The following is a 22,627-nucleotide window of genomic DNA, read 5'->3' on the forward strand; positions in this document are numbered from 1 at the left end:
AAGTCCTTGCGCGTGACGGGAGGGCCTGGCGCCCAGCCCGTCGGCGCGCCGCCGCGGCTAGAACACGACGGGCAGTTCGAGGTGCCGCTCGTAGACCATGTCGCGATGGGCGAGCAAGGCCGGCGTCAAGGCCTTGGCGACCTCGGGGTTGTCATTGCCATAGGCGCCGCCGCGGAACGAGGTCGCCATCGGGCATCGTTCGGGCGGCATCGGGTCGATGAGGCCGCAGAAGGTTGCCCAGTAGATGTCGACCGCCGAGAACCCGCTGCCCACCAGGTATTCGCGGCCGGCCGCCTTCTGGCTCGCGAGCTGCGCGTCGAAAGTGTTCAGGATGTCGACGATGCGCCGGGCGGCGGCCTCGGCCAGCGCCGGCGTATAGCCGTATTTCGAACCCAGGTATTCGAAGAACGCGCGGCCTTCGGCGCCGGGCGGCATGCTGGTCAAGGGCCCGTGCACCATCAACAGGCGCTTTTCCCAGGCAATGCCGTTCTCGCCGGCGAGCTCGTTGATGAGACCGAACATCAGGATGCGGTCCTTGATGCCGGCCGGGATCAGCGGCGGCTCGGGATTGAGGCGCTCGGCCAGGTTCAACTGGTCTATCCAGCTCGAGCGCGGCCGTTCATCGTTCCAGATGGCGACCGGTGCGCTGGCCTGGCCGGTCCATGCAATCAGTTCGCTCTGCGAGCCGTCCATGCCGATGGCGAGATCGGACTTGCCCTCGTCGGCGGTCACCACCGGCGTATAGGGAATGCGCTTGACGTGGAACAGGCCTTTGCAGGCTTCGCGCCAGGGTCCCGGAATGGTGTAGGCGCCCAATACCAGGCGCAGGCCGCTCATCTTGCGCGCGCTGGCGATGCTCACGTAGTCGAGCTTGGTGTCGGTGGGTTGAATGGTGGCAGACATGAATGGCGCTCCCCTTGATGACCGGATGACGGGCTTACTTGCCGTCGACGCTGAACGCCAGCAGTACGTTGCCCGGCATCCACTTGTTCCACATGGCGTAGCCCGACACCACGTAGACGTGGCCGTGGGCGATGGCGGGCCCGGGCCCGTTCAGAGAACCGCCATGGGCGGCGATGCCGTTGACGGTCTGGAATTCGCGATGGGTGTCGACGTCCCACAGCACGCGGCCGTCGGTGGTGCCGTAGGCGCGCAGGTGGCCGTCGAGACTGCCGGAGAACAGCACGCCCGGCATGGCGCTGACCGCGGCCAGCTGGCCGGTGTTGCAGCGTTCGCGGCCGGCGCAGCCGCCCTTCACCGGACCGACCTCCCAGGCCAGCTTGCCATCGGCGAGATTGACCGCCGCCACGCCGCCGGCTTCGTCGGCGGGTTTTTCCCAGGCCTCGGCGATTGCCACGTAGGCCTTCTCGCCATCGACCGCGAAGCCCCATTCGATGCCGCCGACGATGCCGCCTTCGCCGACCTTGATCTTCCAGCGCGCGGCGCCGGTGTCAGGATCGAGCGCATGCAGTTCGCCGGATTTCTGGCCGGCCAGCAGCAGGCGCTTGCCGTCCTTCAAGGTCACCAGCACCGGCGAGGCGCCGAAGTCGAGATCCGGGCCGTTGGACTTCGGGCACGCGACCTTGGCCGCGGGCGACGGGTCGGCGCAGGCGATGGTGTAGGCATCGCCGGCCAGCGCCTGGTGTATCCAGCGCATCTCGCCGCTGCTCATGGCGAGCGCCATGATGGCGTCGGATTCCGGCGCGGGCGGGTCGGAATAGCTGTCGCCGGTCGTGATGTAGAGCGTGTCGTGTTCAGGATCGAGCGTCGGCGCCGACCACACCGCCGCGCCCGACGGTCCCCATAGCTGCGCGCCCGCCGCGTTCTTGTCGCGCTTGCTGGGCGCTTCGGCGATGGTGCGGGTCTTCCAGATCTCCTTGCCGGTCGCCGCGTCGAGCGCCAGCACGCCGCCGCGGAACGTGCAGCACTCGTAATCGGGCATGGCGCCCGCCACTTCCTCCAGCGACGACAGCGGCACGAACAGGCGCCCGCCGTGGTAGACCGGCGTGCCGGTGATGCGGATGTGCGGGTGATCGTCGGCGACCATCGCCCAGCGTTCCTTGCCGGTGGCCGGGTCGAGGGCATAGACCTTGCCGCTGAGATCGCCGAAGAAGAGGTTGGCAGTGCCGTCCTCGCCCTTGGCGAGCGTCAGCGAAGTGCGCACGCCGGCGTGGGCTTCGTACACCCACAGGGCGCAGCCGCTCGCGGCATCGAGCGCGATGACGAGGCCGGAGAAGGTGCCGAAGAACAGGCGCCCATCGGCTTCCACCGGATGTCCCGACATGGTCGACACGGCCGGAATGCCGAACGCCCATTTGAGCTTGAGCCTGGGTACGTCGGCGGCCGTGAGGCCGGCGCGCGCGGCGTCCTGGAAGCGGGTGTTGGCGAGACCGTTACCCCAGCCGTTCCAGCCGCCGTCGAGATTGGCCAGCGGCTTGGCGGGCGGCGCCTTGCAGTAGGCGCTGTGCGGAATGGCGGCCGCGCCGGAGGCGAACTCGCCCAGCGACTTGCCCGAGGCATATTCGGCGATGGCGCGGCGCTGGTCGTGACCGAGCCCACGCGCATAGGGCGCCATGACGCCGGCACTGATGGTGGTGTAGATGTCCTGCGGTGGCTTTTCCTTGAGCGCGGTGCGCGACGGCATGCGCGGCAGCTCGCGGTCATGGCATCGCGCGCACGCGGCGTTGAACAAGGCCTCGCCATCGACCTTGGTGTCGGCGGCATGGGCGGCGGTCAAACCCAGGAGCAGGCACAGGCAGGACAATAGACGCACGGTACTTCTCCCCAAAAGCCCGACACGAAGGAGCGGCGATTATTGCACCATCGTCAAAGCGCTCGATAGGTAACCGATAGGGGAGCGGCTGGACGCCGGTGTACGCCCGAATACAAGTCAGACTGAAGTCTGACCCACAGGGCCGAAGTGATGCGAATTGATTGTGGGTCAGACTTCAGTCTGACTTCGATGGGTGCAAATGAATTCGCGCCCGCCGGAAATTCACCAAAGGCGAAACAGTCCCGGCAGCCAGCCCATGAGATGCGCCACCCGCACCAGTTCGCACACGGGATAGGCGAGGATGATGAGCGTGATGTCGCGAATGCCGTTCAACACGTAGCGCGGCTTGGCCGTCACTTCCGCCGGCAACACCAGGCGCGCGCCGGCGCGCGGCAGCCAGCGCGGCACGCTGCGTTTATAGGCGAGGTATTCCTCGCCGAACTGCTGTTCGAGATAGGCCTCTTCGCGTGCCACGGTGCGGCTGTAATAGGCCATGATGAAGCCGAACAGGAGCGCGGTGAGCGTGACGCTGGCGGTCACGAGTCCGACGCCGAGGGTCGCGAACAAGGAGCCGACGTAAAGCGGATTGCGCGTCATCGCGTAGGGGCCGACCGCCGCCAGGCGTTGGTTCTTCCAGCCACCGATGAAGAGCGCGGCGTAGACCCTGACGAGGCCGCCGCCCACGATCAGAAGATTGCCGAGCGCCACCATCACGCGCTCCAGCGCCGGATGCTGGGCGCTGACCGGCGCCGCGACCAGGAAGGCGGCGAACACCGACAGCGCGAACAGGCGGGTGTGCGTTCCGCGTTTACGCAGCAGGGCCGTTTCGGCCTGCGCGGTCGTCGGGCTGTCAGCCATTGCTGGTCTGGAAGTAGCGCGCGCGCTTCAAGCGCCACACCACGAAGAACACGGCGGTCAGCGCCGCGAGCGCGGCGAGCGGCGCCATCGTGCCGACGCCGACGTAGCCGGTGCTGTCGGCGCGCAGGCGCTCGACGGTCAACAACAATGCCGCGCCCGCCATCCAGAAATAGGCGGTGCCGTAATCCTTTTGCACCATGCGCTTCCAGTTCATCTCCATCGAGGCCATGGTCGCGCCGAGCCCCTGCATGCGCACGGTCCAGCGTGGCACGTCGCGACAATAGGCATCGAACTCGGCGCCGAACTTGTTACGCAGGTAATCCTCCTCGGCGGCGACAATGGCGTGGTAGGCGCCGAGATAAAACAGCCCGCCGAGCAGGTAGACCAGCGGATGGTTGTGGATCACGAACAGGCCGGCGAGGATCAGGAGGTTGCCGACGTACAACGGGTTGCGGCAGTGGGCGAACATGCCGCCGGTGACGAGCTTGTCGGCGTGGGGCTGCTTGTTGACGCCGCCGCGCTTGATGTATTCCAGGCCGATGACCGCCGCGCGCAGCGCCTGGCCGCCGGCGGCGATGGCGATGCCGAACACGTCCAGCCAGCGATCGAGCGCCACGTCGTGCGCGAAAGTCACCGGCGGCAGACCGAGCAGCAGCACCAGCATGAAGACGGTGAAGACCTTGTTGCGATGCTTGAACAGCCAGCGGCCATAGCGCACCGCGAGGCTGGCGGAATCACTCGTCACGCTATTTCACCGCGATCATGCCGTTGAAGTTGTACCAGCGGAAGAATTCCTCCACCTGGTTGAAGCCCGCTTCGCGCAGCAGCGCCACGTTCTCTTCCGGGCGATAGGGAATGAGCACGTTCTCCAGCGCTTCGCGCTTGTTCGCGATCTCCGACTCCGAATAGCCGTTGCGGCGCTTCATGTCGTAGTAGTGGCGGATGAACAGGCGATTGAAGGTGCCGTTGTCGACGATGATCTTCTCGACCAGGATCAGCGCGGCCTGTTCGCGCATGCCCTCATAGATGCGACGAATGACGTTGGCGCGGTTCAAGGGCCGGATGAACTGCAGGGTCAGGAGGATGATCACCACCGAGGCGTCTTCCACCACGCGATCCTGTTGCAGATCGGCGGTGACGAAATCGATGTCGCGCTGGGCGCCGCGCGCCGTGAACTTGGTGCGCGCCTTGGCGAGCATTTCCGGTGCGTTGTCGACGCCGACGAAAGACACGTCGGGCGGCAGCACGGCATCGAGGTTGAGCAGGGTGGTGCCGGTCGAACAGCCGAGATCGTACAGGCGGGTGCGCGGTACCGCGAAGTCGTTGGCCAGTTCGACCGTCAGGCGCTGGATCTCGTGGTACATCGGCACCGAGCGGCCGACCATGTCGTCGAACACCGCGGCGGTCTTGCCATCGAACTGGAAGTCGACGCCGGCACTGGACGGGTCGACGAACACGCGGTCCTGTGGAAGGGCGTCGCTGGCCAGCTGCAGGCTGGGGGTTTTCGGTGTGTCGCTCATGGTTCTCCCCGTGATGGTCGGCGCCGCGTGGCGCGGCAGGCCTGGCCTCATGGTGTAGGGCTGTCGCCAGGTCGGCGCGCGCCGGACTGCTCGGTCGGGCGCAATTATGCCTCAAGGTCGCAGCGATGGCGCGGCGCCGTGGACGCGACGGCCCGTGCCATAATCCGCCGGCAGTGGCCGCGCCGCAGGCGCCGCGGCGCGACCCATGGCCAGACTTCCGGGGAGGAACCGCATGAGCAGTTTGGAACAAAGCCTCGACGCGTTGTTGGCGCGCGAAGCGATCCGCGACCTGCCGAATCGCTATTGCGATTGCGTATGGCGCCACGACAGCGCCGGCATCGCGCAACTGTTCGCGCAGGACGGCAGCTTCACCGCCATCTCGGACAAGGGCGAGACCACCGTCACCGGTCGCGACAATCTGGCCAGCTTCTTTGCTGACGCGCTTGGTTTCAAACCCCGTCCCTACATCCACAATCACGTCATCGATCACCAGGGCCCGCACAGCGCCAGTGGTCGCTGTTACCTCGACCTGCGTTGCGCCAGTCATGCCATGGGCTGGATCGGCGCCGGCTACTACGACGACAACTACGTGAAGACCGCCGAGGGCTGGAAATTCCAGTCGCGTCGCTTCTACGCGGTGCGCATGGACGAGTGGCCCGAGAACTTCGAGCGCTGAGGGAGTTGCCGCGCGGCCCGCGCCGGGCTGCGCAAGCCTGTTCCACGGGGCGCGGTCAGCCGCACCTCATGCCGCGCGCGCCGCACGCAGCGCGCCGAGCAGCAGGCTGACGGCCGCGGCGTCCAGCAGGCCGCCGACCATGACCAGCGGCCAGGCGATGGAAGGCGCGCCGAGGGCCGGCAGGAGCGTCGGCTGGGTCAGGGCGAGCACTCCCGCCATCAACATCGTTGCTCCACTGGCGGACAGCGCCGCGGCGCCCAGCAGCACCTTGCGCGGCACCGCCGCGAACGGCGTCGAACGGGTCACGCGTGGTCCACCGACAGTACCGGTTGCGCTTCGCTGTCACCGACCAGCACGGTCATGAGATTGGTGACGAGCTTCACCTTGTCGGCCTCGCCGAGTTTGACCACGCCGTCGGCCTCCAGGCGTTCGACGGCGAGCTTCACCATGCCCACCGCACCTTCGACGATTTGCGTGCGCGCCGCCACCACCGCCACCGCCTGCTGACGACGCAGCATCGCGCCGGCGATCTCCGGCGCGTAGGCGAGATGGGATATGCGTGCTTCGAGGATCTCGAGGCCGGCCAGCGCGCAGTGGCTCTGGATGCTTTCGACCAACAGGCGCGCGACCGCGTCGAGATCGCTGCGCAGGCTGTCCGCGCCCTGCTCGTCGCCGTCGTACCAGCGCGCGCTCGCGACCTGGCGTACCGCCGATTCACTCTGCATGGTCACGTACGCGCGATAGTCCTCGACATCGAACACCGCGCGCGCGGTGTCATACACGCGCCACACGATGACCGCCGCCACTTCGATGGGATTGCCGGCACGATCGTTGACCTTGAGGGTCGGCGTGTTGAGGTTATGCGCGCGCAGTGAAATGGGGTGCTTGTTGTTGAAAGGGTTGACGTAGAAGAAGCCCGGTTCGCGCAGCGTGCCGGCGTAGTTGCCAAAGAAATTGAGCACCATGGCCTTGTTGGGCTCGAGCACCACGAAACCCTTCAAGGCGAATAGCAGCAGTGGCAGCAGGAACAGCAGCATGCCGTTCGGGCTGCCGTGGCCGCGTACGAGCGGCGCGATGAACCCTATCGCCACCCATCCGACCATGGCGATCACCGCAATCAGTGCGAACCAGCCGGGCAGGCGGCGGGCAGGGCGTTCTTCGATGTCGGACATGTCCTTATCCCCGTGATGCTGCGTTCTCGTGTCGGTCGTGGCGGCTGCGGCACCGGCAACCCGTGGCGCCGGCGCCGCTCAGCTCGCCTACTCGTCGATCATCACCACCAGCTTGCCGAGCGCCTTGCGCGCCGCGAGGTCGGCGATCGCCTGGCCGGCCTGGGCCAGCGGGTAACGGCCGGAAATGTGCGGCTTGATCTTGCCCTGGGTGTAGAAGTCCACCAGCTCGCGGTTGTTCTGCTGGCTGGCCTGCGGGTCGCGCTCGGTCCACGCGCCCCAGAAAATGCCGACGATGGCGCAGTTCTTGAGCAGCGCGAGGTTGAGCGGGATGCGCGGAATGCCGGCCGGGAAGCCCACCACCAGGAAGCGCCCTTCCCAGGCGGTCGAGCGCAGCGCCGCCTCGGCGTAGTCGCCGCCCACCGCGTCGTACACCACGTCTGCGCCGTTCGGGCCGCAGGCGTCCTTGAACAGCGCGGCCAGGGCCTTGGTGCCATCCTTGTCGAACGGCCCGGTCGGGTAGATCACGCCCGAGTCGGCGCCATGGGCCTTGGCCAGCGCGAGCTTCTCTTCACTGGAGACCGCCGCGATCACGCGCGCACCCATGGCCTTGCCGAGTTCCACCGCCGCGAGGCCGACACCGCCGGCGGCGCCCAACACCAGCAGCGTCTCGCCCGGCTTCAAGGTGCCGCGCTGCTTGAGCGCGTGATAGGACGTGCCATAGGTCAGGATGAAGGTCGCCGCTTCGTCGAAGGGCATGCCGGGCGGCGCCTTGAAGACTTTCTCGGCCTTGATCACCACCTGCTCCGCCATGCCGCCGTGGCCAAGCATGGCGATCACGCGATCGCCGACCTTGAGCGAGCTCACGCCTGCGCCGAGCTGGTCGATTTCGCCCGACACCTCGCCGCCGGGCGCGAACGGGCGCGCGGGGCGGAACTGGTACTTGTCCTCGATGATGAGGGTGTCGGGGTAATTGACGCCGCAGGCGCGCACCCGGATGCGCACTTCGCCCGCACCGGCGCTGGGCGAGGGCATATCACTCAAGACCAGGGTGGACGGGCCGCCGGGCGCGGTGCTGAGCATGGCTTTCATTCGGGATCTCCGTTGCTGCGAAACTTTCTTGCGTTGTGCCGTGCATGGTACGGCGGGCGTGGCCGTGGCCTGCATGGATCGAGGCCGGGCATCGGGTTAAGGTGCGCGCTGGTTCACCGAGCCGCGACACCGTCACGCATGATGTCCGACAAGGGGAAATTCGCGCAAGCATAGGTCCGCGCCGCGCCATGAACACGCAAGCCGAGAGTGTCGAGAGCAAGCCCGTGCCGTGGCGCGACGATGCGCTGATCGTCGGCCTGGTGGCGGGCGCGCATCTGGTCAGCCATTTCTTTCAACTGGTGCTGGCGCCGCTGTTTCCCTGGATCAAGGCCGAGTTCGGCTGGAGCTATGCCGAGCTCGGCTTCATCCTGAGCGTAATGTTCGCGGTCTCCGGGATCGCGCAGGCGGCAGCGGGCTTCGTGGTCGACCGCTACGGGCCGCGCGCCACGCTGTGCGGTGGTCTCGCCTGCCTGGCCATCGGCGCGACGCTGTTCGGTATCAGTCACGGCTACTGGGGCTTCGTGGCGGGCGCGGTGTTCGCCGGCCTCGGCAACTCGGTGTTCCATCCGGTCGATTTCTGGTTCATCAATCACCGCGTGAGCGTGCCGCGCCTGGGCCCGGCCTATTCGGTGCACGGCCTGTCGGGCAGTCTCGGTTGGGCCTTCGCGCCGGTGTTCCTGGTGGGACTGGCGGCGCCTTTCGGCTGGCGCGCGGCGGTGCTCGGCGCGGCGCTGCTGCCGGTGCTGGTGATCGCACTGGTGTTCCTCTACCGCGAGGTGCTGGACGCGCCGGCCACCACCCACCAGGCGTCGACTGCGCACGCGCCGCCGTCGACGGAATCGCCCTTGGCCTTCCTCAAGCTGCCGGTGATCTGGTTGTGCTTCGGTTTCTTTTTCTTCGTCGCCGCCGCGCTCGGCGGCGTGCAGAGCTTTTCACCCACGGTGTTCATGCAGGGCTATGGTCTCGATCGCCACGCCGCCGCCATGAGCATCACCGTCTACATGCTGGCCAGCGCCGGCGGCATGCTGGCGGGCGGCTGGCTGGTGTCGCGCAGCCGCGCGCTGGAACGCAACATCACGATCGCGCTGGCCTTGTCGGTGTTGGCGGCCCTGGCGGTGGCCATGCAACTCGTGCCCGGCACGCTGGCCATGGTCTTCATGGCGGTGATGGGTTTCGGCTCGGGCCTGTCCGGCCCGTCGCGCGACATGCTGATCCGCAGCGCCTCGCCACCCGGCGCGACCGGCCGCGTGTACGGCGTGGTGTATTCGGGGCTCGATGCCGGCATTGCCGCCGGTCCCTTCGTGTTCGGCAAGATGCTCGACCACGGGCTCGCCGTCGAAGTGTTCTACGGCGTGGCCTTGTGCCTGTTCGGCGGGGTGGTGATTGCGTGGCGGGTGGCGCGCGAGACGGCGCGAAGTCGAGCCATGGCATCGTGAATTCGAAATTGCCGGGAGGGGCAGGCATGTCAGACTGAAGTCTGACCCACAAGCGCAGCGCCCCCCCCCCCCCCCCCCCCCCCCCCCCCCCCCCCCCCCCTCTTCGATGGCTTTTTGCTGTGGGTCAGACTTCGCACCCTGACGACGAATGCCGAATGAATCCACCCGCAATCGAAGCCCACGCTGCCGTCCACGTCATCGTCCGGCCACGCGCCGAAGCCGATGCGCCCCCGGCCCGACAGCACGTCTTCCTCGCGGCGCAGATGTTTGCGTGCGCCGTCCTCGCTGATGATGTAGCTGCCGTTGGTGCTTTCGTCGCGCAGGTAGAAGCGGCCGTTGCGGAACGACAGCTCCGCGTGCTGGCGCGAAGTCAGGCGGCCATTGACCTGCAGACCGGCCTGCTTGCCGCGACCGACGCTGCAGCTGGTGTTGCGTGAATCGATGCGCAGACGCGTGTCGCCGTAATTGAGCACCAGGGTGATTTCGCCGGCGGTGGCGGCCAAGCGTGGCCGCGACGAGATCTGGGTTTCCTCGCCGGTACGCTCCCACGGCATCTTGTAGATCGCCAGCTCACCGTTCCAGGCTTCGGCCGGCACTTTCTCGATGGGGTGAATGTCGGGAAACAGCGGTGGAGGCAGGGTGTCGACCGCCTGGCGCGAGGTCAGGATCTCATCGGCCTTGGCGAGCTTGATGATCTGTTGCGCGGTGGTCGGCGCTTCGCCGATGAGATCGTTGTCGCGCCACGCGACCGCGCCGTAATGCCAGCCGATCTTGATGTGCAGCACGCCCATCTTGAAGCGCCCTTCCTCGCCGCTGCGGCGCAGGCTGGCCTGCATCTCGGTAGCGCACAGGGCGGCTTTCACCGGTTCGGCGAAGGCCACCATGATTTCGTCGCCGATAGTCTTGAGGGTCTCGCCGGACAGGCCGCGCGCAATCTCGCGCAGGATGTCGATGCACAGCGCCAGGTCGGCGCGCGCGATGGCGTCGCCGTATTGCTCATACAGGCGCGTGCTGCCGGACACGTCGGCATACAACACGGCAAGCTGTTTCTTGGATTTGTCCATGGCGTCAGCCCCCAAGTCTAATGCAATGCGTCGGCGATGGGCATCGGGCCGGCACCGGCTCACTCATTCGAAACGGGTGCCGGGATTGCGGATCCACACCGCGTTGGGGGCGAGGATGTCGATGTCGACCGGGTTGTTGAGGCCGGCATGTTCCTCGAACCAATGCTTGAGCGCGCTGCCGCCGACGATACGCGGCGAGGCGTTGGTGTTGCACGAGCGGTCGATGTGGCCGTGGATGGTGGAGCGCTCGCGACCGCACAGGATCTTGATGCGTTCGCGGTCCTTGCCGAACAGCCGCGAATAGCGCACCGGCACGTTGAAGAAACCCTTGTCCATGTACATGTAGCCGACCAGGAAACGGTAGCTGGGGCGCGCCGAGGTATCGCTGCCCGCGCCGTGCGCGGCGCGCCCGGCATCGGCGCCGCGCCGCCCTGCCGTCACCGGCACCTGGTGCAGCGGGGTCGGGTCGACCGCCTCGGGCAGGCCGCCGCCGGCCTTGTTCCACGGCGGGTCGAGGGCCTCGATGAGACTGTGCTGCAGGCCGGCGGCGAGGTTGACGCGGAAGCTGCCGTACAGCATCGAGCCCGGGTCCGGCATGGCGTACAGCGCCACCTGCTGGTCGAGCATCAGCATCGCCACCACCCGTTCGCGATTGCGGGCGCGCACCGAGCGCGGCGGGCCGCCCTGCTCGTAGCCCTGCATGCGCAGGCCGAGGGCGCGCCCGGAGCGGCCGATGTAGAGCAGTTCCTGGTCGCTGACGAAGGCGTACAAGACGTTGGCCGCCGCCGCGTAGCGCCGCACCTCGATGCGCGGCTCGCCGTCGTCCAGCAGCCATTCGCCGGACAGTTCGAAGCCAATCTCCTCGAGTCGCGACAGCGAGGACTTGGGCGACGGCGCGTGCACTGGGTCACTGTTCTCCATGTCCGCCGGGATTCTAGAGGATAAGCGCGAAGCGGCCCAAGGCACTGGCGCACAGCAATGGACACTGCCGCGGCCAGGGCTTAAGGTCGCGGGCCCGCCGCGTGACGCAGCCCGAACGCGGCCCATGCTGCCTTCCACAGGACCGTATCCAAAGGTGCCATCCATCGTCTTCCTGCTCGGCGCGGCCAGCTTCGTGGTGGTGGCCGTGATGACCGTGACCGGGCCGCTGCTGCCCCTGATTGCCCACGACTTCGGCACCAGCGTCGGCGCGGCCGGCATCGTGGTGAGCGCCTTCGCGGTGCCCTACGGCGCTTTCCAGGTGGTGTTCGGTCCGCTCGGCGACCGCGCCGGCAAGCTGCGCGTGATTGCCGGCGCCATGACCATATCGACGCTGTTCGTGCTGGCCTCGGGCCTGACCGGCAGCCTCGAATCACTGGCCGCCATGCGCTTCCTGTGCGGCACGGCGATGGCCGGCACGGTGCCCTTGGCGATGGCCTACATCGCCGACGAAGTGCCTTATGAGCGGCGCCAGCTCGTCATCGGCCGCTTTCTCAATGGCCTGGTGCTGGGACAGATAGGTGGTGGCTGCCTGGGCGGACTGGTCGCCGAGTACATGGAGTGGCGCACGATTTTTCACCTGTTCGCCGCGTGCTGCGCGCTGGTGGCGGTGGCACTGTGGATGCGCGCCAGCCAGCAAGGCCCGCAGCCGGCCGCGCAGCAACGCTCGCCGCGCGAAGTGCTCGGCATCTACTGGTCGCTCATGCGCGGCGCCCACAGTCGCGCGGTGGTCATCACCGGCACGCTCGAAGGTGTGCTCATTTTCGGCGTCGCGGCTTTCTACGGCGCTTACCTGCGCCATCGCTTCGAGCTGGGCTATGCCAGCATCGGCGCCATCCTGAGCATGTACGGCGTGGGCGGCATGGCCTATAGCGCCATGGTGCGGCCCTTGGTGGCGCGGCTCGGCGAGCGGCGCATGGTGGTGGCCGGCACCGCGCTGCTCGGCGTCTGTTACCTGGTGTTGCCGTGGCTGCCGCACTGGTGGCTGGCGCCGCCGGCGCTGTTCCTGGCCGGCTTCGGTTTCTACACCTTTCACAACACCATGCAGACCCAGGCCACGGAACTCGATCCGAACGCGCGCGGCACGGCGCTCGCGCTATGGGTGTTCATGATGTTCCTGGGGCAGGGCTTCGGCGTGATGCTGCTGGGCGCCGTGATCGATCACGGCGGCTACGGCGCGGCCTTCAGCACCGCGGGCGTGGGGGTGATTGCGCTGGGGCTGTGGTTTCGTCGCAGACTGGAGAGGCGCGTCGCGGCTTAATCGTCGAATGTCAGACTGAAGTCTGACCCACAAGGAAGGCGTTTTCATTGTGGGTCAGGCTTCAGCCTGACATCCGAATGTGCGAATGAATTCGCACCTACACGGACGTTGTCGTTACAGGTTCTCGACGAAGAAATCCCTGGCCGCGGCGCTGGTCTCGTCGAATTTCTCGACGTAGGCCTCGTAGTGGTCGGAGTCGATGATGTGCAGCTTCTTCGGCCCCGGCACCATGTTGAAGTGGTCGAGCGCGATGTCGGTCGGCGTGCAGGTGTCGAACTCCGAGACGATCATGAGCAGCGGCGTGGGGCTGATGAGCTTCATGTAGCCGCTCACGTCGTATTCCAGCATGTAGTCGATGGAGCGCAGCGTGACGCGGTTTTCCCAGGTCGACTTCTTGCCCTTGCCGACGTAGCGGTGAATGAAGTTGTAGGTCTGTTCGCCGGGGAACAGGTGCGGTTCGCTCGGGTCCAGCGTGCACATCTTCATGTACTGCGAGGGCTTGCCCTCGACGCGGCGCTGACGATCCTCGTCCAGCATCTGGCGGAAGCCCTTCATGTTCACCACCGGCAGGAACTGCTGCAGGTTGCGCACGCCGTTCATGAACGGCACCTGGCTGACCACCGCTTTCACGCGCCGATCGAGCGCCGCCACCGCGCACACCGTGCCGCCGGTATAACTCGTGCCCCAGATGCCGATGCGGTTCGAATCGCATTCCTTGCGCGACTGCGCGAAGGTGATGGCGCTGCGGTAATCGCGCATCTGCATGACCGGGTCGATGTCGGAGCGCGGTTTGCCGTCCGATTCGCCCAGGCAGCGGTTGTCATAGACCAGCACTGCCATGCCGGCCTTGCAGAACACCTCGGCGTATTCGTCCAGGCCCATTTCCTTGACGCCCGAAAAGCCGTGCGCCATGACCACGGTCGGAAACGGACCCTTGCCCTTGGCCGGCTTGTACAGCCAGCCGCGCAGGGTCAGGCCCTCGGATTTGAATTCGATATCGCTACGCATGGGAGTCCCCTCGAAAGTTGATGAGCACAATAAAAGCAGGGCTAAAGATAAACGGCCGATGAGACCCGGCGCCAGTGGTCAGCGTCGCGCCTACAGGTTGCCCAGCACCGGGTGCGGTTTGTAGGGCGCCGCCAGCGCCGCCAGTTCATCGCTGCTCAACACGATGTCGAGCGCGGATGCCGCGTCTTCGAGATGCGCAAGCTTGGTGGCGCCGACGATGGGCGCGGTGACACCGTCCTGCGCCAACAGCCAGGCGAGGGCTACCTGCGCATTGGGCACGCCGCGCGCCTTGGCGATGGCGCTGACCGCGTCGACCACCGCGAAGTCGTCTTCCTGGAAATACATTTCGTCGGCGAACGCGTCACTGCCGGCGCGTACCGTGACGCTGCCGGCCTTGCCTGCGTCGCGCGTGCGATTGCCGGTCAGGAAGCCGCGCGCGAGCGGGCTCCAGGGAATGACCGCCACACCCTCGGCGCGACACAGCGGCAGCATTTCGCGCTCTTCCTCGCGGTACACGAGGTTGTAGTGATTCTGCATGGACACGAAGCGCGTGAGGCCGTGGCGCTCGGCGAGATGCAAGAGTCGTGAGAACTCCCAGGCGTACATGCTGGACGCGCCGAGATAGAGCGCCTTGCCGGCTTGCACCACGGCGTGCAGCGCCTCGAGGACCTCCTCCATGGGCGTCACGCGGTCGAGGCGATGGATCTGGTAGACGTCGACATAGTCGGTGCCGAGGCGCCGCAGCGATTCGTCGATGGCGTGCATGATGTGCTTGCGCGACAGGCCGCGGTTGTTGTCGCCGGCGCCCATCGGGAAGAACACCTTGGTCGCGATCACGACATCCTCGCGACGCGCGCCATAGGCGCGCATGGCGCGGCCGAGAATGCGTTCGCTTTCGCCCAGCGAATAGACGTCGGCGGTATCGAAGAAATTGATGCCGAGCTCGAAGGCGCGTGCGAAGAAGGGCATGGACGCGTTCTCGTCCAGCACCCAGTCGCGCCAGCTCGGCGAGCCATAGCTCATGCAGCCCAGGCACAGGCGCGACACGCGCAGCCCGGTATTGCCGAAATTGATGGTTTGCATTGGCGTTGATCTCCTGGAGTCATAGGGCCACAAACGGTGGCCGGCGGTTTATAGTGGCGCCCCGAGTCACGGAGACCGTCCCATGAACGAAGCCACGTTCCGCGTCATGCTCGCCAGCAAGGGTTTTCCCGAGCCCACCGTCATCGAGCGCGAGGCGAACCTCGTCACCACCGACCACGTGCATGATTACACGGCCTGCGCGCTCATCCTCGACGGCCAGATCAGCGTCGTCACCGCCGACCGCACCACCACCTGCGGGCCGGGCGACATCTTCAGCCTCGACGGCGGCATCACCCACCACGAACAATACGGTCCGGCCGGCGCGCGCCTGTTGTTCAGCAAGCGCTAGCGCCACGCCGCGCTGCGGCAGGCGCGCCCGCTCACGACAACGCGTGGCTGATCTGTTCGATGGCCTCCATGGTCCAGGCGCCGCGAATGTCGTCGGGGTTGACGGAGACCATGAAGGCGGTCAAGCGCCTGATGACCGCGGGCGTGCCGATGTTGACCAGGCCGTCGAGCGCATTCATCCAGGTCTGCTCGTGCACGTCGTCGAGCGCGCTCATGAAAAAATCGAGGGCCGATTCATCGCCGAAGCGGCCGATGACGAACACGATGCCGGCGCGGATGTCGGCATTGCGCGCGTGCCAGAACTCGTCGATGAGATCGCCTATCACGAGCGGCGACAGGGCCAGCAGGTTGGCCACCGCCTGCTGCGCGCCGGGCGATGCCAACTGGCGCACCTCGCCAGCGATGTAAGCGCGAAAACTCACTCGCTCAGGCGGCCATCAGCCGTGCATTGATGGCGCTCTCGGTTTCGATGTCGCCCTTGATGCGGGTGTGCATCATGACGCGCTCCTGGGTGTAATCGTAAGGACAGGCGCGGTGCAAGAGGCTGCGGTTGTCCCACACCGCCACGTCGCCCGGCTGCCAGTGATGGGTATGCACGCGCGGCGGCTGGCAGATGAAATCGTTGAGCTGCTTGATCAGCGCTTCGGCCTCGGCCTGCTCCATGCCCGGAATGCGCGCGGCGTGGCGCCCCACGTACAGCGCCGCGCGGCCGGTCACGGGATGGATCTTGACCAGCGGCCGCAGCGGCGATTCACCGGCGAAGAAGCCGTAACCGGCGCCCACTTCCACCTGGTGACCCATCTTCGCCTGGGAATAGAAATAGGAATGATGGGCGGCGAGGCCGGCGATGCGTGCGCGGGTCGCGTCGTCCAGCGCGTCGTAGGCGGCACGCGCGTCGGCCCATTGCGTCTGGCTGCCGCTGCTCGGAATGACATGGGCCGACAGCACCGCGGCCTTGGACGCCAGGCGCATGTAGGAACTGTCGGTGTGCCAGCCTTCGTTGCCGCGCAGGAGTTTCATGCGATCCGATTCGGCTTCGAGCACTTTACCGTCGGGCGCCTTGTTGGCGATGGGAATGGTGGTCATGCCTTCCGCCAGCACCTCGATGTCGCCGAAGCGCAATGCGAATTCGAGCTGCGCCTTGGCGCTCAAGTGCTGGCCGGGAAAGAACAGCACGCCGTACTCGAGAAACGCGCTTTCGATGTCGCGCCACTCGGCGTCACTCAAGGCGCTGAGCTGGATACCGGTGATCACCGCGCCCAGCGTGGCGTCGGTGGGGCGCAGGGACAGCGACATGGCGGCACTCCTCGGGCGCGTGGACATTGAGGCTGAGTATAGGCAGAAGGCCGGGCCCCGCGTCATGCCGCAATCGGGCAGGTGCGATGCGCCGGCCCCCTGTCGCGGCGCCCACCCGAGTACACTGGCGCTCCACGCAACACGCATCCCCGAGGGCACGGTCATGGAATTTTCAGGTCATTGTTACTGCGGCAAGATTCACTACCACGTCGCCGGCGAGCCGGTCATCAAGGTGCAATGCCATTGCCGCGAATGCCAGTACCTGTCCGGCGGCGGCGCCAATGTCACCATCGGCATGCCGGCCGCCGGCTTCGCATACACCCAGGGCACGCCCAAGCAATTCGCGCGCGCGGATCTGGCCAACCCGGTGACCCGTGAATTCTGTCCCGACTGCGGCACGCAGCTCTTGAGCCGCGCGCCCCATGCCTTGCCGAACGTGGTGCTGCTGAAGGTCGGCACCATGGACGACCCGGCCATGTTCAAGCCGGACCTCGCCATCTTCACTTGCGATGCCCAGCCCTTCCAGCATGTGCCGGACGGCATGCCGGCCTTCGAACGCATGCCGGGCTGAAGCGCGGCGCGATCCGCCGTGCCGCCGTTGCGCGGGACGGCGGATGCCCTTACTGCACGCCGCCGTGCACGTAGATGCGTTCGCCGCTCACGTAGGTGTTTTGCGGCGACACCAGGTAGCTCACCAGGCCGGCGAGATCTTCCGGCTCGCAGATGCGGCCGAAGCCCATCTCGGCATTCAGCTCGTGGATGTCCTGCTTGACGCCGTACACCGCCTTGGCGAGGCGCTCGCCCATCTCGGTCGCGGTCAGCGGCGCGCACACGGTGTTGACGAAGATGCCGTCGCCATGGACTTCCTTGGCGAGCGTCGCGCTGAGTGCTTCGAGCGCCGCCTTGCCCATGTTGTAGGGCGCACCATTGGCGCTCATGTGACGCGTGGCGATGCTCGAGATCATGATGATGTCGCCGCGCGGCTGGGTGCGCATGACCGGCACCAGCAGGTGGGAAAGGAAGAACGGGCCGAACGCATGGGTGCGCACCACCCGTTCCATCTCGGCCGGATCGGTATCGGCCACGCTGCGGCCGCGGCTGGCGATGCCGGCGTTGTTGACAAGGATGCTCACCGGACCGAGATCGCGACAGGCGGCATCGACCGCGCCGCGGCAGGCTTCGAGATCGTCGACCGACGCCGCGTAGGCGCGTGCGCGCCGGCCCAGCGCTTCGATCTCCTTGACGGTCTCATCGGCCGCCGCGGCATCGCGGCGATAGAAGATCACGATGTCGGCGCCGTCGCGCGCCAGGCCGAGGGCGATGGCTTTGCCGATGCCGCGTCCGCCACCGGTCACGAGTGCGATTCTGCCTTTCAAGTGCATGATGATTTGATCCTGTGCGGGGTCGTGGATGAACAAGCCTGGTGACGATTGTAGCCGCACGGCGCCGACCGCCGGCGTTGACCACGGCCGGCGGACGCGCGTAAATCAGCGGCTGCCGTGACGAGCTGCACCAGGGAGCGCGCCAATGTCCGACCGGGCCCCGCATGACGACGGCCTCGATGCCAGCACCACACGCGTGGTGGAGTTCATGCGCTTTTTCGAACAGTGGCAGCAGACCCTCGATTTCCGCCAGCCGCAGGGCGCGCGGCAGCGCCTGCGCGAATGTCATGCGTCCTTGCTGGCGGCGCTGCCGACCCACATCGGGCATCGACGCCTGGGCGCCGTCATCGAACTGTGGTCGCGCGCGGTTTCACGCCTGGTGACGGCGGCGGGCGCCGATTTCGCGCTGGCCTTCATCGAAAGTCGTCGCCTGTGGTGCGAAGGCCTGGCGCTGGCCTATGGCCTGCGTGGCGAGTTCGAACAGTTGGCGGCCTACTGGGGGAGCGAGCCCGGCGCGCCGCGAGCGCCGGCCATGGATGGCGAGCTGCCCGTCGGTGTCATGCAGCAGGCCGCGGGCGACGCCCATGCCGGCTACGCGCTCTACGTGCCGGAAGACTATTCGCCCGCGCGGCCGCCGCCACTCATCGTGTGCCTGCACGGCGCCTACGGCCATGGCCATGAATACCTGTGGACCTGGATGCGGGTCGCGCATCGCGCCGGCGCCATGGTGCTGGCGCCCAAGTCGCGCGGGCCGACCTGGTCATTGTCGGAGCCCGAGGTCGACATCGGTTCGGTGCGCGCGATGCTGGCCGAACTGGCGGTCCGCTACCGTTACGATGCGCGGCGCGTGCTGTTGTCGGGCTTGTCCGACGGCGGCAGCTTCGCCTATTGCCTCGGGCTGTCGTGTCCTTCGCTGTGGAGTGGCGTCGCGCCCATCGCCGGCGTGCTGCATCCGGTCATGGACGCGCTGCTGCGCGCCAGGCATGGCCTGGGGCTGCCGCTGTTCGTGGTGCACGGCGGGCGGGATTTCATCTTCGACGTGCGCAGCGTGCGTTCGCACTGCGCGCTGCTGACCGAGCTCGGCTACACGCTCACCTATACCGAACTGCCGGAATGGGGACACGCCTATACCGACGCCATCAACGAGGAACGGGTGTGGCCTTGGTTCGCGGCGCTGGCGCCATGAGCCGCTGGCGAGCCCCACGCGAAGCGAGCACGCCCTACATCACCGCGCGTGGCTACCGGGCCTTGGAAGCGGAGGCGCGCGCCCTGTGGTCGCGGCGTCGCGAAGTGGTGGTGCACCTGGCCGCCGCCGCGGCCGAGGGCGACCGCTCGGAAAACGCCGAGTACATCTACCGCAAGAAGGAACTGCGCGAAATCGACCGCCGGCTCGGCTACCTGCAGCGCCGCATGCCGACGTTGACGGTGGTGCGCACCACGCCGCAAGACGCCTCGCGCGTGTTCTTCGGCGCGCTGGTCGAGCTCGAGGACGAGCAGGGCGACCTCAAGCGCCTGCGTATCGTCGGCGCCGATGAAGCCGACGCCGGGCGCGGCGAGATCAGCATCGACGCGCCGGTGGCGCGCGCCCTGCTGGGCCGTGCGCTGGACGACGAAGTCGCACTCGGCGACGTGCTGCAGCGCTGCACCATCGTCGACATCAGTTATCCCGATCCGACCCTGTAGATGCGATTTCAAGCGCACGTTCCAGCGTGCCCCGCGTCATTGCGCCGGCCCGCGAAGCAGCGCCGCAGCGATGGCCGCGGCCAGGGCCGCGGTGTCCACTGGTTTGGCCAGCAGCGCCGCGATGCCGAGTTCGTCGGCAATCCTGGCGTTGAGCGTGGCGCTGTGACCGGTCATGAGGATGATCGGCAGATCGGGCTTGATGGCCTTGCAACGCATGGCGAGTTCCGAGCCGGTCAGCTTGGGCATGGTCTGGTCGCTGATCGCGAAGTCGCGGTGTCGTTGCCGCCGGACGCGGAAGATGTCGAAACGGGTGCCTTGGCCGGCCGCCGTCGCGACGCTGATGTGACCGTGATTGCGGTGCACGATGCCATGCACCATGGCCAGCCCGAGTCCCGTGCCGCGGCCGACGGACTTGGTGCTGAACAGCGGTTCGAAGATGCCTTGCACGTTGCGAGAATGGCTCATCGGCAATCTCCAGAGCACGGGTGGGTCCTTCCGGCAGTGCTCCGGCGCTGCGTGGGCGCGGACAGGGGCGGGCGCGGTGGACCGTTCAAACTGGCGCCGCGGGGACGCGGCGGGCCCTCGACTGGGGCAAGGCATGCGGCGAAGGGCAGGTCGAAGGCGCGACCACCAAGGCGTGGGGCGGACGGCCGAGCCGGGGCATAATGCCACACGGCTCGTGCCGTATATCGGCCAGTGGCGCGGAAACTTGCATGGCGTCGATGATGGCGCGCGCCTGCGCCCGGGATGGGAGGGCGGGCACATGCTTCGCCATGGACATGGAGCCGTGCTCGCCGAAACGATAGTCTGACTGCATTACCACACGGGAACCGTCATGCCGCTGTTCGACCGCATTCTGAATCCCATGCTTCCCAGGACCGTCTGGAACGACTGATCGAGAAAGGCTGGCGCCGGGCGCCGACACCGCGGCCATCGATGCGGTGATCTGGAAGCCGTTCGGCGAGCGCTGGGCCGATGTTCACCGACCTCATCGGCTTCTCGCGCCATGTCGCCGAGTTCCGGCATCGTGCAGTTCCTGCAGACCATCCATATTTCCCATCGCCTGCTGGTGCCGTGCCTGGAACCCCGGTGCAGGCATCCTGCTCAAGACCCGAAGGCGACAGCATGCTGGTGATCTTCCGCAGCCCTGGCGATGCCGCACGCCGCCATCGACATGCACGCTGCCTGTCGGCCTACAATAACGCCTGTGCGACCGCGCGCCGAGCACGTGCTGCTGGGCGTCGGGGTGGAGGCTATGGCGACGTGTTGCGCATCGGCGATGCCGACGTGTTCGGCGCCGAGAACAATGCCGCCGCCAAGCTCGGTGAACACCGCCGTGGCCGGCGGATCCTGCTGGACCGCCGCCGCACGAGGCGGTGGCGGCGGATGGACACGATGGCTTCGAGGCGCCTCGAAGTCCGCCGCCCGGTACGCACGTGGCCTATCGCCTGCGCTCACTGCCAGCGTCTAGCCGTCGCGCTGGATCCCCCGCGCCGCGCTCGGGCAGAATGCCGCGCTGCGAGCGAACCTGAAGGCCGGGCATGACGCTTCCGGAAAATGGCTTGTGCGAACACCGCGTGACGGTCGCGACTGGCTCGATTACAACGAGCCACGAACGTCGCCAATACCTCTGCAAGGCCTTCGACGACGCCGGCGAAGGGTTGACCCTGGTCATCGGCATGGGCGCCGACTACACGCGCCGTACCCATAATTCCTGGTCGCGCGCTCGAATCCCACACACGTTCCAGAACGAACGCTGCTCGGTGACGACCTGCACCGAATCACGCGTGCTCGATTTCGACGACAAGAAGATGCACTCTACCAGGAGATGTATCGCGGTGACGAATTGCTCGCCACCCACGAGCAACTGGGCTTGCACTTCGACACCGTCGCGCGCCGCGCCAGCTCTCACGCCGGCCGTGCGCAGCTCTCGAACACTGCATGGCGCAGCGCCAACTGGCGCGACCGGTGGCCGTCGGGCGTTCCATCGGCATCAGGCGCAGCAAGCCGGCGGCCTGAACGCCGGCCCGCCCCGCACCCGGTCCCGAGGATTGCCATGCGACTGAACACCCACGTGCGACAGACCGGCTGGCTGCTGCTGGCCGTGGTCGCGTTGCTCGGCACCTGGTCGCAGATCCTGGACTATCTCGAGCTGTCGTTCCTCGACGCGCAGCGCCAGTTCTGGCGCGACACCTTGCTGCATCCCGCCAGCCGTTTCGCCACCATCGATTTGATTTTCGTGTGTATCGCCGCGAGCGCGTGGATGCTGGCCGAAGCGCGCCGCCTGCGCATCGGCATGGCCAGGCGCCGATGTCCGACCAGCGTCGGGTCGGCATCGCCGACCGTCACCGCGCCCTGGTAGCAATACACGAAGGCATTGTGCGTGCCGGGCAAGGCCACGGTCTCGCGCGCGCCGGCGCTGAACTCGATGTCGACATACACCGGTTCTGCTCCTCGATGCCCGCCAACGGGCCCTTGCGCGCGAAACGCGCCGGCGATGACTTTCATGCGATTGCCGGCGGGCGTGCGGGCCATGATCGGAATGTCGGACGGCGCAATGTCCCGGTAGCGCGGCGCCATCTTCTTCGAGCGCGCCGGCAGGTTGACCCACAGCTGAAAGCCCCACATGAGGCCGTTCTCCTGCTCCGGCATTTCCGAATGCAGGACGCCGCGCCCGGCCGTCATCCACTGCACGCTGCCGGCCCGCAGCAGGCCGCTGTTGCCCTGGTTGTGCCGTCAGGCGCATGCGGCCCGCCAGCATGTAGGTGACGGTCTCGAAGCCGCGGTGGGGATGGCCCGGAAAGCCGCCGATGAAGTCGTCCGGATCGTCCGACACGAATTCGTCCAGCAGCAGGAAGGGATCGAGCTCCGGCGAAGTCTAGGTCGGCCACCGATGACGTGAAACTGGCGTACGCCCGCTGCCGTCGGGAAGTGGCCCGGCCCTGCACGATGCGGTGACGCTGTTCGGCGGGAGTGGGGTTCCGTGGGCTGGGCCTTGTG

General features: G+C 67.0%; 25 protein-coding genes and 1 pseudogene. 9 read left to right on the forward strand and 17 right to left on the reverse strand.

Annotation, left to right across the window (positions count from 1 at the left end):
- Nucleotides 1-57: 57 nt before the first annotated feature.
- From IPM80_13100 to cmoA, 5 genes are all read right to left on the reverse strand, one after another.
- The gene (locus tag IPM80_13100; protein MBK8959337.1) at nt 58-903 is read right to left on the reverse strand and encodes a hypothetical protein; all 846 of its coding nucleotides are present in this window, start codon (nt 901-903) and stop codon (nt 58-60) included.
- 34 nt (nt 904-937) lie between these two features.
- Nucleotides 938-2,773: a PQQ-binding-like beta-propeller repeat protein gene (locus IPM80_13105; GenBank protein ID MBK8959338.1), complete on the reverse strand. Its 1,836-nt coding sequence runs from the start codon at nt 2,771-2,773 to the stop codon at nt 938-940.
- 222 nt (nt 2,774-2,995) lie between these two features.
- Complete coding sequence (locus tag IPM80_13110; GenBank protein ID MBK8959339.1) at nt 2,996-3,631, reverse strand: isoprenylcysteine carboxylmethyltransferase family protein; 636 nt, start codon at nt 3,629-3,631, stop codon at nt 2,996-2,998.
- The gene (locus tag IPM80_13115) at nt 3,624-4,376 is read right to left on the reverse strand and encodes an isoprenylcysteine carboxylmethyltransferase family protein (GenBank protein MBK8959340.1); all 753 of its coding nucleotides are present in this window, start codon (nt 4,374-4,376) and stop codon (nt 3,624-3,626) included. Before IPM80_13115 ends, IPM80_13110 begins: the two co-directional genes overlap by 8 nt.
- A 1-nt stretch (nt 4,377) precedes the next feature.
- Nucleotides 4,378-5,151 (reverse strand): carboxy-S-adenosyl-L-methionine synthase CmoA, encoded by a 774-nt coding sequence (cmoA, locus tag IPM80_13120; protein MBK8959341.1) that lies wholly within the window; start codon nt 5,149-5,151, stop codon nt 4,378-4,380.
- A gap of 232 nt (nt 5,152-5,383) precedes the next feature.
- Between cmoA and IPM80_13125 the strand changes: the two genes are divergently transcribed.
- A complete protein-coding gene (locus tag IPM80_13125) occupies nt 5,384-5,827 on the forward strand; it encodes a nuclear transport factor 2 family protein (protein MBK8959342.1) in 444 nt (147 codons plus the stop codon).
- A gap of 66 nt (nt 5,828-5,893) precedes the next feature.
- Here the strand turns inward: IPM80_13125 and IPM80_13130 are convergent, their stop codons facing one another.
- From IPM80_13130 to IPM80_13140, 3 genes are all read right to left on the reverse strand, one after another.
- A complete protein-coding gene (locus IPM80_13130; protein MBK8959343.1) occupies nt 5,894-6,133 on the reverse strand; it encodes a hypothetical protein in 240 nt (79 codons plus the stop codon).
- Nucleotides 6,130-6,999, reverse strand: a complete 870-nt coding sequence (locus IPM80_13135) for an SPFH domain-containing protein (protein MBK8959344.1) — start codon at nt 6,997-6,999, stop codon at nt 6,130-6,132. The genes IPM80_13130 and IPM80_13135 overlap by 4 nt, the downstream gene beginning before the upstream one ends.
- 87 nt (nt 7,000-7,086) lie before the next feature.
- A complete protein-coding gene (locus IPM80_13140; protein ID MBK8959345.1) occupies nt 7,087-8,088 on the reverse strand; it encodes an NADPH:quinone oxidoreductase family protein in 1,002 nt (333 codons plus the stop codon).
- Between the two features lie 188 nt (nt 8,089-8,276).
- On the opposite strand from IPM80_13140, the gene IPM80_13145 reads away from it, so the two are divergent.
- Complete coding sequence (locus tag IPM80_13145; protein ID MBK8959346.1) at nt 8,277-9,524, forward strand: MFS transporter; 1,248 nt, start codon at nt 8,277-8,279, stop codon at nt 9,522-9,524.
- Between the two features lie 29 nt (nt 9,525-9,553).
- Here the strand turns inward: IPM80_13145 and IPM80_13150 are convergent, their stop codons facing one another.
- Nucleotides 9,554-10,588, reverse strand: coding sequence for an FHA domain-containing protein (locus IPM80_13150; protein MBK8959347.1), 1,035 nt, complete (start codon nt 10,586-10,588; stop codon nt 9,554-9,556).
- A gap of 63 nt (nt 10,589-10,651) precedes the next feature.
- Entirely contained in the window at nt 10,652-11,509 is an 858-nt protein-coding gene (locus IPM80_13155; protein MBK8959348.1) for a hypothetical protein, read from the reverse strand.
- A gap of 154 nt (nt 11,510-11,663) precedes the next feature.
- On the opposite strand from IPM80_13155, the gene IPM80_13160 reads away from it, so the two are divergent.
- The gene (locus tag IPM80_13160) at nt 11,664-12,827 is read left to right on the forward strand and encodes an MFS transporter (GenBank protein MBK8959349.1); all 1,164 of its coding nucleotides are present in this window, start codon (nt 11,664-11,666) and stop codon (nt 12,825-12,827) included.
- 114 nt (nt 12,828-12,941) lie between these two features.
- Here IPM80_13160 and IPM80_13165 read toward each other — a convergent pair whose 3' ends face one another.
- Together IPM80_13165 and IPM80_13170 are read right to left on the reverse strand one after the other, a co-directional pair.
- Entirely contained in the window at nt 12,942-13,835 is an 894-nt protein-coding gene (locus IPM80_13165; GenBank protein ID MBK8959350.1) for an acetylxylan esterase, read from the reverse strand.
- A gap of 90 nt (nt 13,836-13,925) precedes the next feature.
- Nucleotides 13,926-14,918: an aldo/keto reductase gene (locus IPM80_13170; protein MBK8959351.1), complete on the reverse strand. Its 993-nt coding sequence runs from the start codon at nt 14,916-14,918 to the stop codon at nt 13,926-13,928.
- 82 nt (nt 14,919-15,000) lie between these two features.
- On the opposite strand from IPM80_13170, the gene IPM80_13175 reads away from it, so the two are divergent.
- Nucleotides 15,001-15,267: an AraC family ligand binding domain-containing protein gene (locus IPM80_13175; protein MBK8959352.1), complete on the forward strand. Its 267-nt coding sequence runs from the start codon at nt 15,001-15,003 to the stop codon at nt 15,265-15,267.
- A 31-nt stretch (nt 15,268-15,298) separates the two neighbouring features.
- Here the strand turns inward: IPM80_13175 and IPM80_13180 are convergent, their stop codons facing one another.
- Together IPM80_13180 and IPM80_13185 are read right to left on the reverse strand one after the other, a co-directional pair.
- Nucleotides 15,299-15,688 carry a HEAT repeat domain-containing protein gene (locus tag IPM80_13180; protein MBK8959353.1) on the reverse strand — a complete coding sequence of 130 codons (390 nt, stop codon included), beginning with the start codon at nt 15,686-15,688 and terminating at the stop codon, nt 15,299-15,301.
- Nucleotides 15,689-15,692: 4 nt separating this feature from the next.
- Nucleotides 15,693-16,562: a TauD/TfdA family dioxygenase gene (locus IPM80_13185; GenBank protein ID MBK8959354.1), complete on the reverse strand. Its 870-nt coding sequence runs from the start codon at nt 16,560-16,562 to the stop codon at nt 15,693-15,695.
- 163 nt (nt 16,563-16,725) lie between these two features.
- Between IPM80_13185 and IPM80_13190 the strand changes: the two genes are divergently transcribed.
- On the forward strand, nt 16,726-17,133 hold the full coding sequence (locus IPM80_13190; GenBank protein MBK8959355.1) for a GFA family protein: 408 nt from the start codon (nt 16,726-16,728) through the stop codon (nt 17,131-17,133).
- A 49-nt stretch (nt 17,134-17,182) separates the two neighbouring features.
- Here IPM80_13190 and IPM80_13195 read toward each other — a convergent pair whose 3' ends face one another.
- Nucleotides 17,183-17,944 carry an SDR family oxidoreductase gene (locus IPM80_13195; GenBank protein MBK8959356.1) on the reverse strand — a complete coding sequence of 254 codons (762 nt, stop codon included), beginning with the start codon at nt 17,942-17,944 and terminating at the stop codon, nt 17,183-17,185.
- A 145-nt stretch (nt 17,945-18,089) separates the two neighbouring features.
- On the opposite strand from IPM80_13195, the gene IPM80_13200 reads away from it, so the two are divergent.
- Nucleotides 18,090-19,130 carry a hypothetical protein gene (locus IPM80_13200; GenBank protein MBK8959357.1) on the forward strand — a complete coding sequence of 347 codons (1,041 nt, stop codon included), beginning with the start codon at nt 18,090-18,092 and terminating at the stop codon, nt 19,128-19,130.
- The gene (locus IPM80_13205; GenBank protein MBK8959358.1) at nt 19,127-19,627 is read left to right on the forward strand and encodes a GreA/GreB family elongation factor; all 501 of its coding nucleotides are present in this window, start codon (nt 19,127-19,129) and stop codon (nt 19,625-19,627) included. The genes IPM80_13200 and IPM80_13205 overlap by 4 nt, the downstream gene beginning before the upstream one ends.
- A 36-nt stretch (nt 19,628-19,663) precedes the next feature.
- Here the strand turns inward: IPM80_13205 and IPM80_13210 are convergent, their stop codons facing one another.
- On the reverse strand, nt 19,664-20,092 hold the full coding sequence (locus IPM80_13210) for a response regulator (protein ID MBK8959359.1): 429 nt from the start codon (nt 20,090-20,092) through the stop codon (nt 19,664-19,666).
- A gap of 510 nt (nt 20,093-20,602) precedes the next feature.
- On the opposite strand from IPM80_13210, the gene IPM80_13215 reads away from it, so the two are divergent.
- Both IPM80_13215 and IPM80_13220 read left to right on the forward strand, forming a co-directional pair.
- Entirely contained in the window at nt 20,603-21,172 is a 570-nt protein-coding gene (locus IPM80_13215) for a hypothetical protein (protein MBK8959360.1), read from the forward strand.
- Nucleotides 21,169-21,693, forward strand: a complete 525-nt coding sequence (locus IPM80_13220; GenBank protein ID MBK8959361.1) for a hypothetical protein — start codon at nt 21,169-21,171, stop codon at nt 21,691-21,693. Before IPM80_13215 ends, IPM80_13220 begins: the two co-directional genes overlap by 4 nt.
- A gap of 76 nt (nt 21,694-21,769) precedes the next feature.
- On the opposite strand, the pseudogene IPM80_13225 reads toward IPM80_13220, so the two are convergent.
- Nucleotides 21,770-22,481: pseudogene (locus IPM80_13225) on the reverse strand (pirin family protein).
- Nucleotides 22,482-22,627: the final 146 nt, after the last annotated feature.

It is taken from the genome of Pseudomonadota bacterium (genome assembly GCA_016719885.1).
Lineage (GTDB): Bacteria > Pseudomonadota > Gammaproteobacteria.

Excerpts from the sequence above, each read along its gene's own strand:
- IPM80_13100 (MBK8959337.1), bottom strand. The coding sequence starts at position 903 with ATGTCTGCCACCATTCAACCCACCGACACCAAGCTCGACTACGTGAGC.
- IPM80_13110 (MBK8959339.1), bottom strand. The coding sequence starts at position 3,631 with ATGGCTGACAGCCCGACGACCGCGCAGGCCGAAACGGCCCTGCTGCGT.
- cmoA (MBK8959341.1), bottom strand. The coding sequence starts at position 5,151 with ATGAGCGACACACCGAAAACCCCCAGCCTGCAGCTGGCCAGCGACGCC.
- IPM80_13125 (MBK8959342.1), top strand. The coding sequence starts at position 5,384 with ATGAGCAGTTTGGAACAAAGCCTCGACGCGTTGTTGGCGCGCGAAGCG.
- IPM80_13135 (MBK8959344.1), bottom strand. The coding sequence starts at position 6,999 with ATGTCCGACATCGAAGAACGCCCTGCCCGCCGCCTGCCCGGCTGGTTC.
- IPM80_13140 (MBK8959345.1), bottom strand. The coding sequence starts at position 8,088 with ATGAAAGCCATGCTCAGCACCGCGCCCGGCGGCCCGTCCACCCTGGTC.
- IPM80_13145 (MBK8959346.1), top strand. The coding sequence starts at position 8,277 with ATGAACACGCAAGCCGAGAGTGTCGAGAGCAAGCCCGTGCCGTGGCGC.
- IPM80_13150 (MBK8959347.1), bottom strand. The coding sequence starts at position 10,588 with ATGGACAAATCCAAGAAACAGCTTGCCGTGTTGTATGCCGACGTGTCC.
- IPM80_13155 (MBK8959348.1), bottom strand. The coding sequence starts at position 11,509 with ATGGAGAACAGTGACCCAGTGCACGCGCCGTCGCCCAAGTCCTCGCTG.
- IPM80_13165 (MBK8959350.1), bottom strand. The coding sequence starts at position 13,835 with ATGCGTAGCGATATCGAATTCAAATCCGAGGGCCTGACCCTGCGCGGC.
- IPM80_13170 (MBK8959351.1), bottom strand. The coding sequence starts at position 14,918 with ATGCAAACCATCAATTTCGGCAATACCGGGCTGCGCGTGTCGCGCCTG.
- IPM80_13175 (MBK8959352.1), top strand. The coding sequence starts at position 15,001 with ATGAACGAAGCCACGTTCCGCGTCATGCTCGCCAGCAAGGGTTTTCCC.
- IPM80_13185 (MBK8959354.1), bottom strand. The coding sequence starts at position 16,562 with ATGTCGCTGTCCCTGCGCCCCACCGACGCCACGCTGGGCGCGGTGATC.
- IPM80_13190 (MBK8959355.1), top strand. The coding sequence starts at position 16,726 with ATGGAATTTTCAGGTCATTGTTACTGCGGCAAGATTCACTACCACGTC.
- IPM80_13195 (MBK8959356.1), bottom strand. The coding sequence starts at position 17,944 with ATGCACTTGAAAGGCAGAATCGCACTCGTGACCGGTGGCGGACGCGGC.
- IPM80_13200 (MBK8959357.1), top strand. The coding sequence starts at position 18,090 with ATGTCCGACCGGGCCCCGCATGACGACGGCCTCGATGCCAGCACCACA.
- IPM80_13205 (MBK8959358.1), top strand. The coding sequence starts at position 19,127 with ATGAGCCGCTGGCGAGCCCCACGCGAAGCGAGCACGCCCTACATCACC.
- IPM80_13210 (MBK8959359.1), bottom strand. The coding sequence starts at position 20,092 with ATGAGCCATTCTCGCAACGTGCAAGGCATCTTCGAACCGCTGTTCAGC.
- IPM80_13215 (MBK8959360.1), top strand. The coding sequence starts at position 20,603 with ATGTTCACCGACCTCATCGGCTTCTCGCGCCATGTCGCCGAGTTCCGG.
- IPM80_13220 (MBK8959361.1), top strand. The coding sequence starts at position 21,169 with ATGACGCTTCCGGAAAATGGCTTGTGCGAACACCGCGTGACGGTCGCG.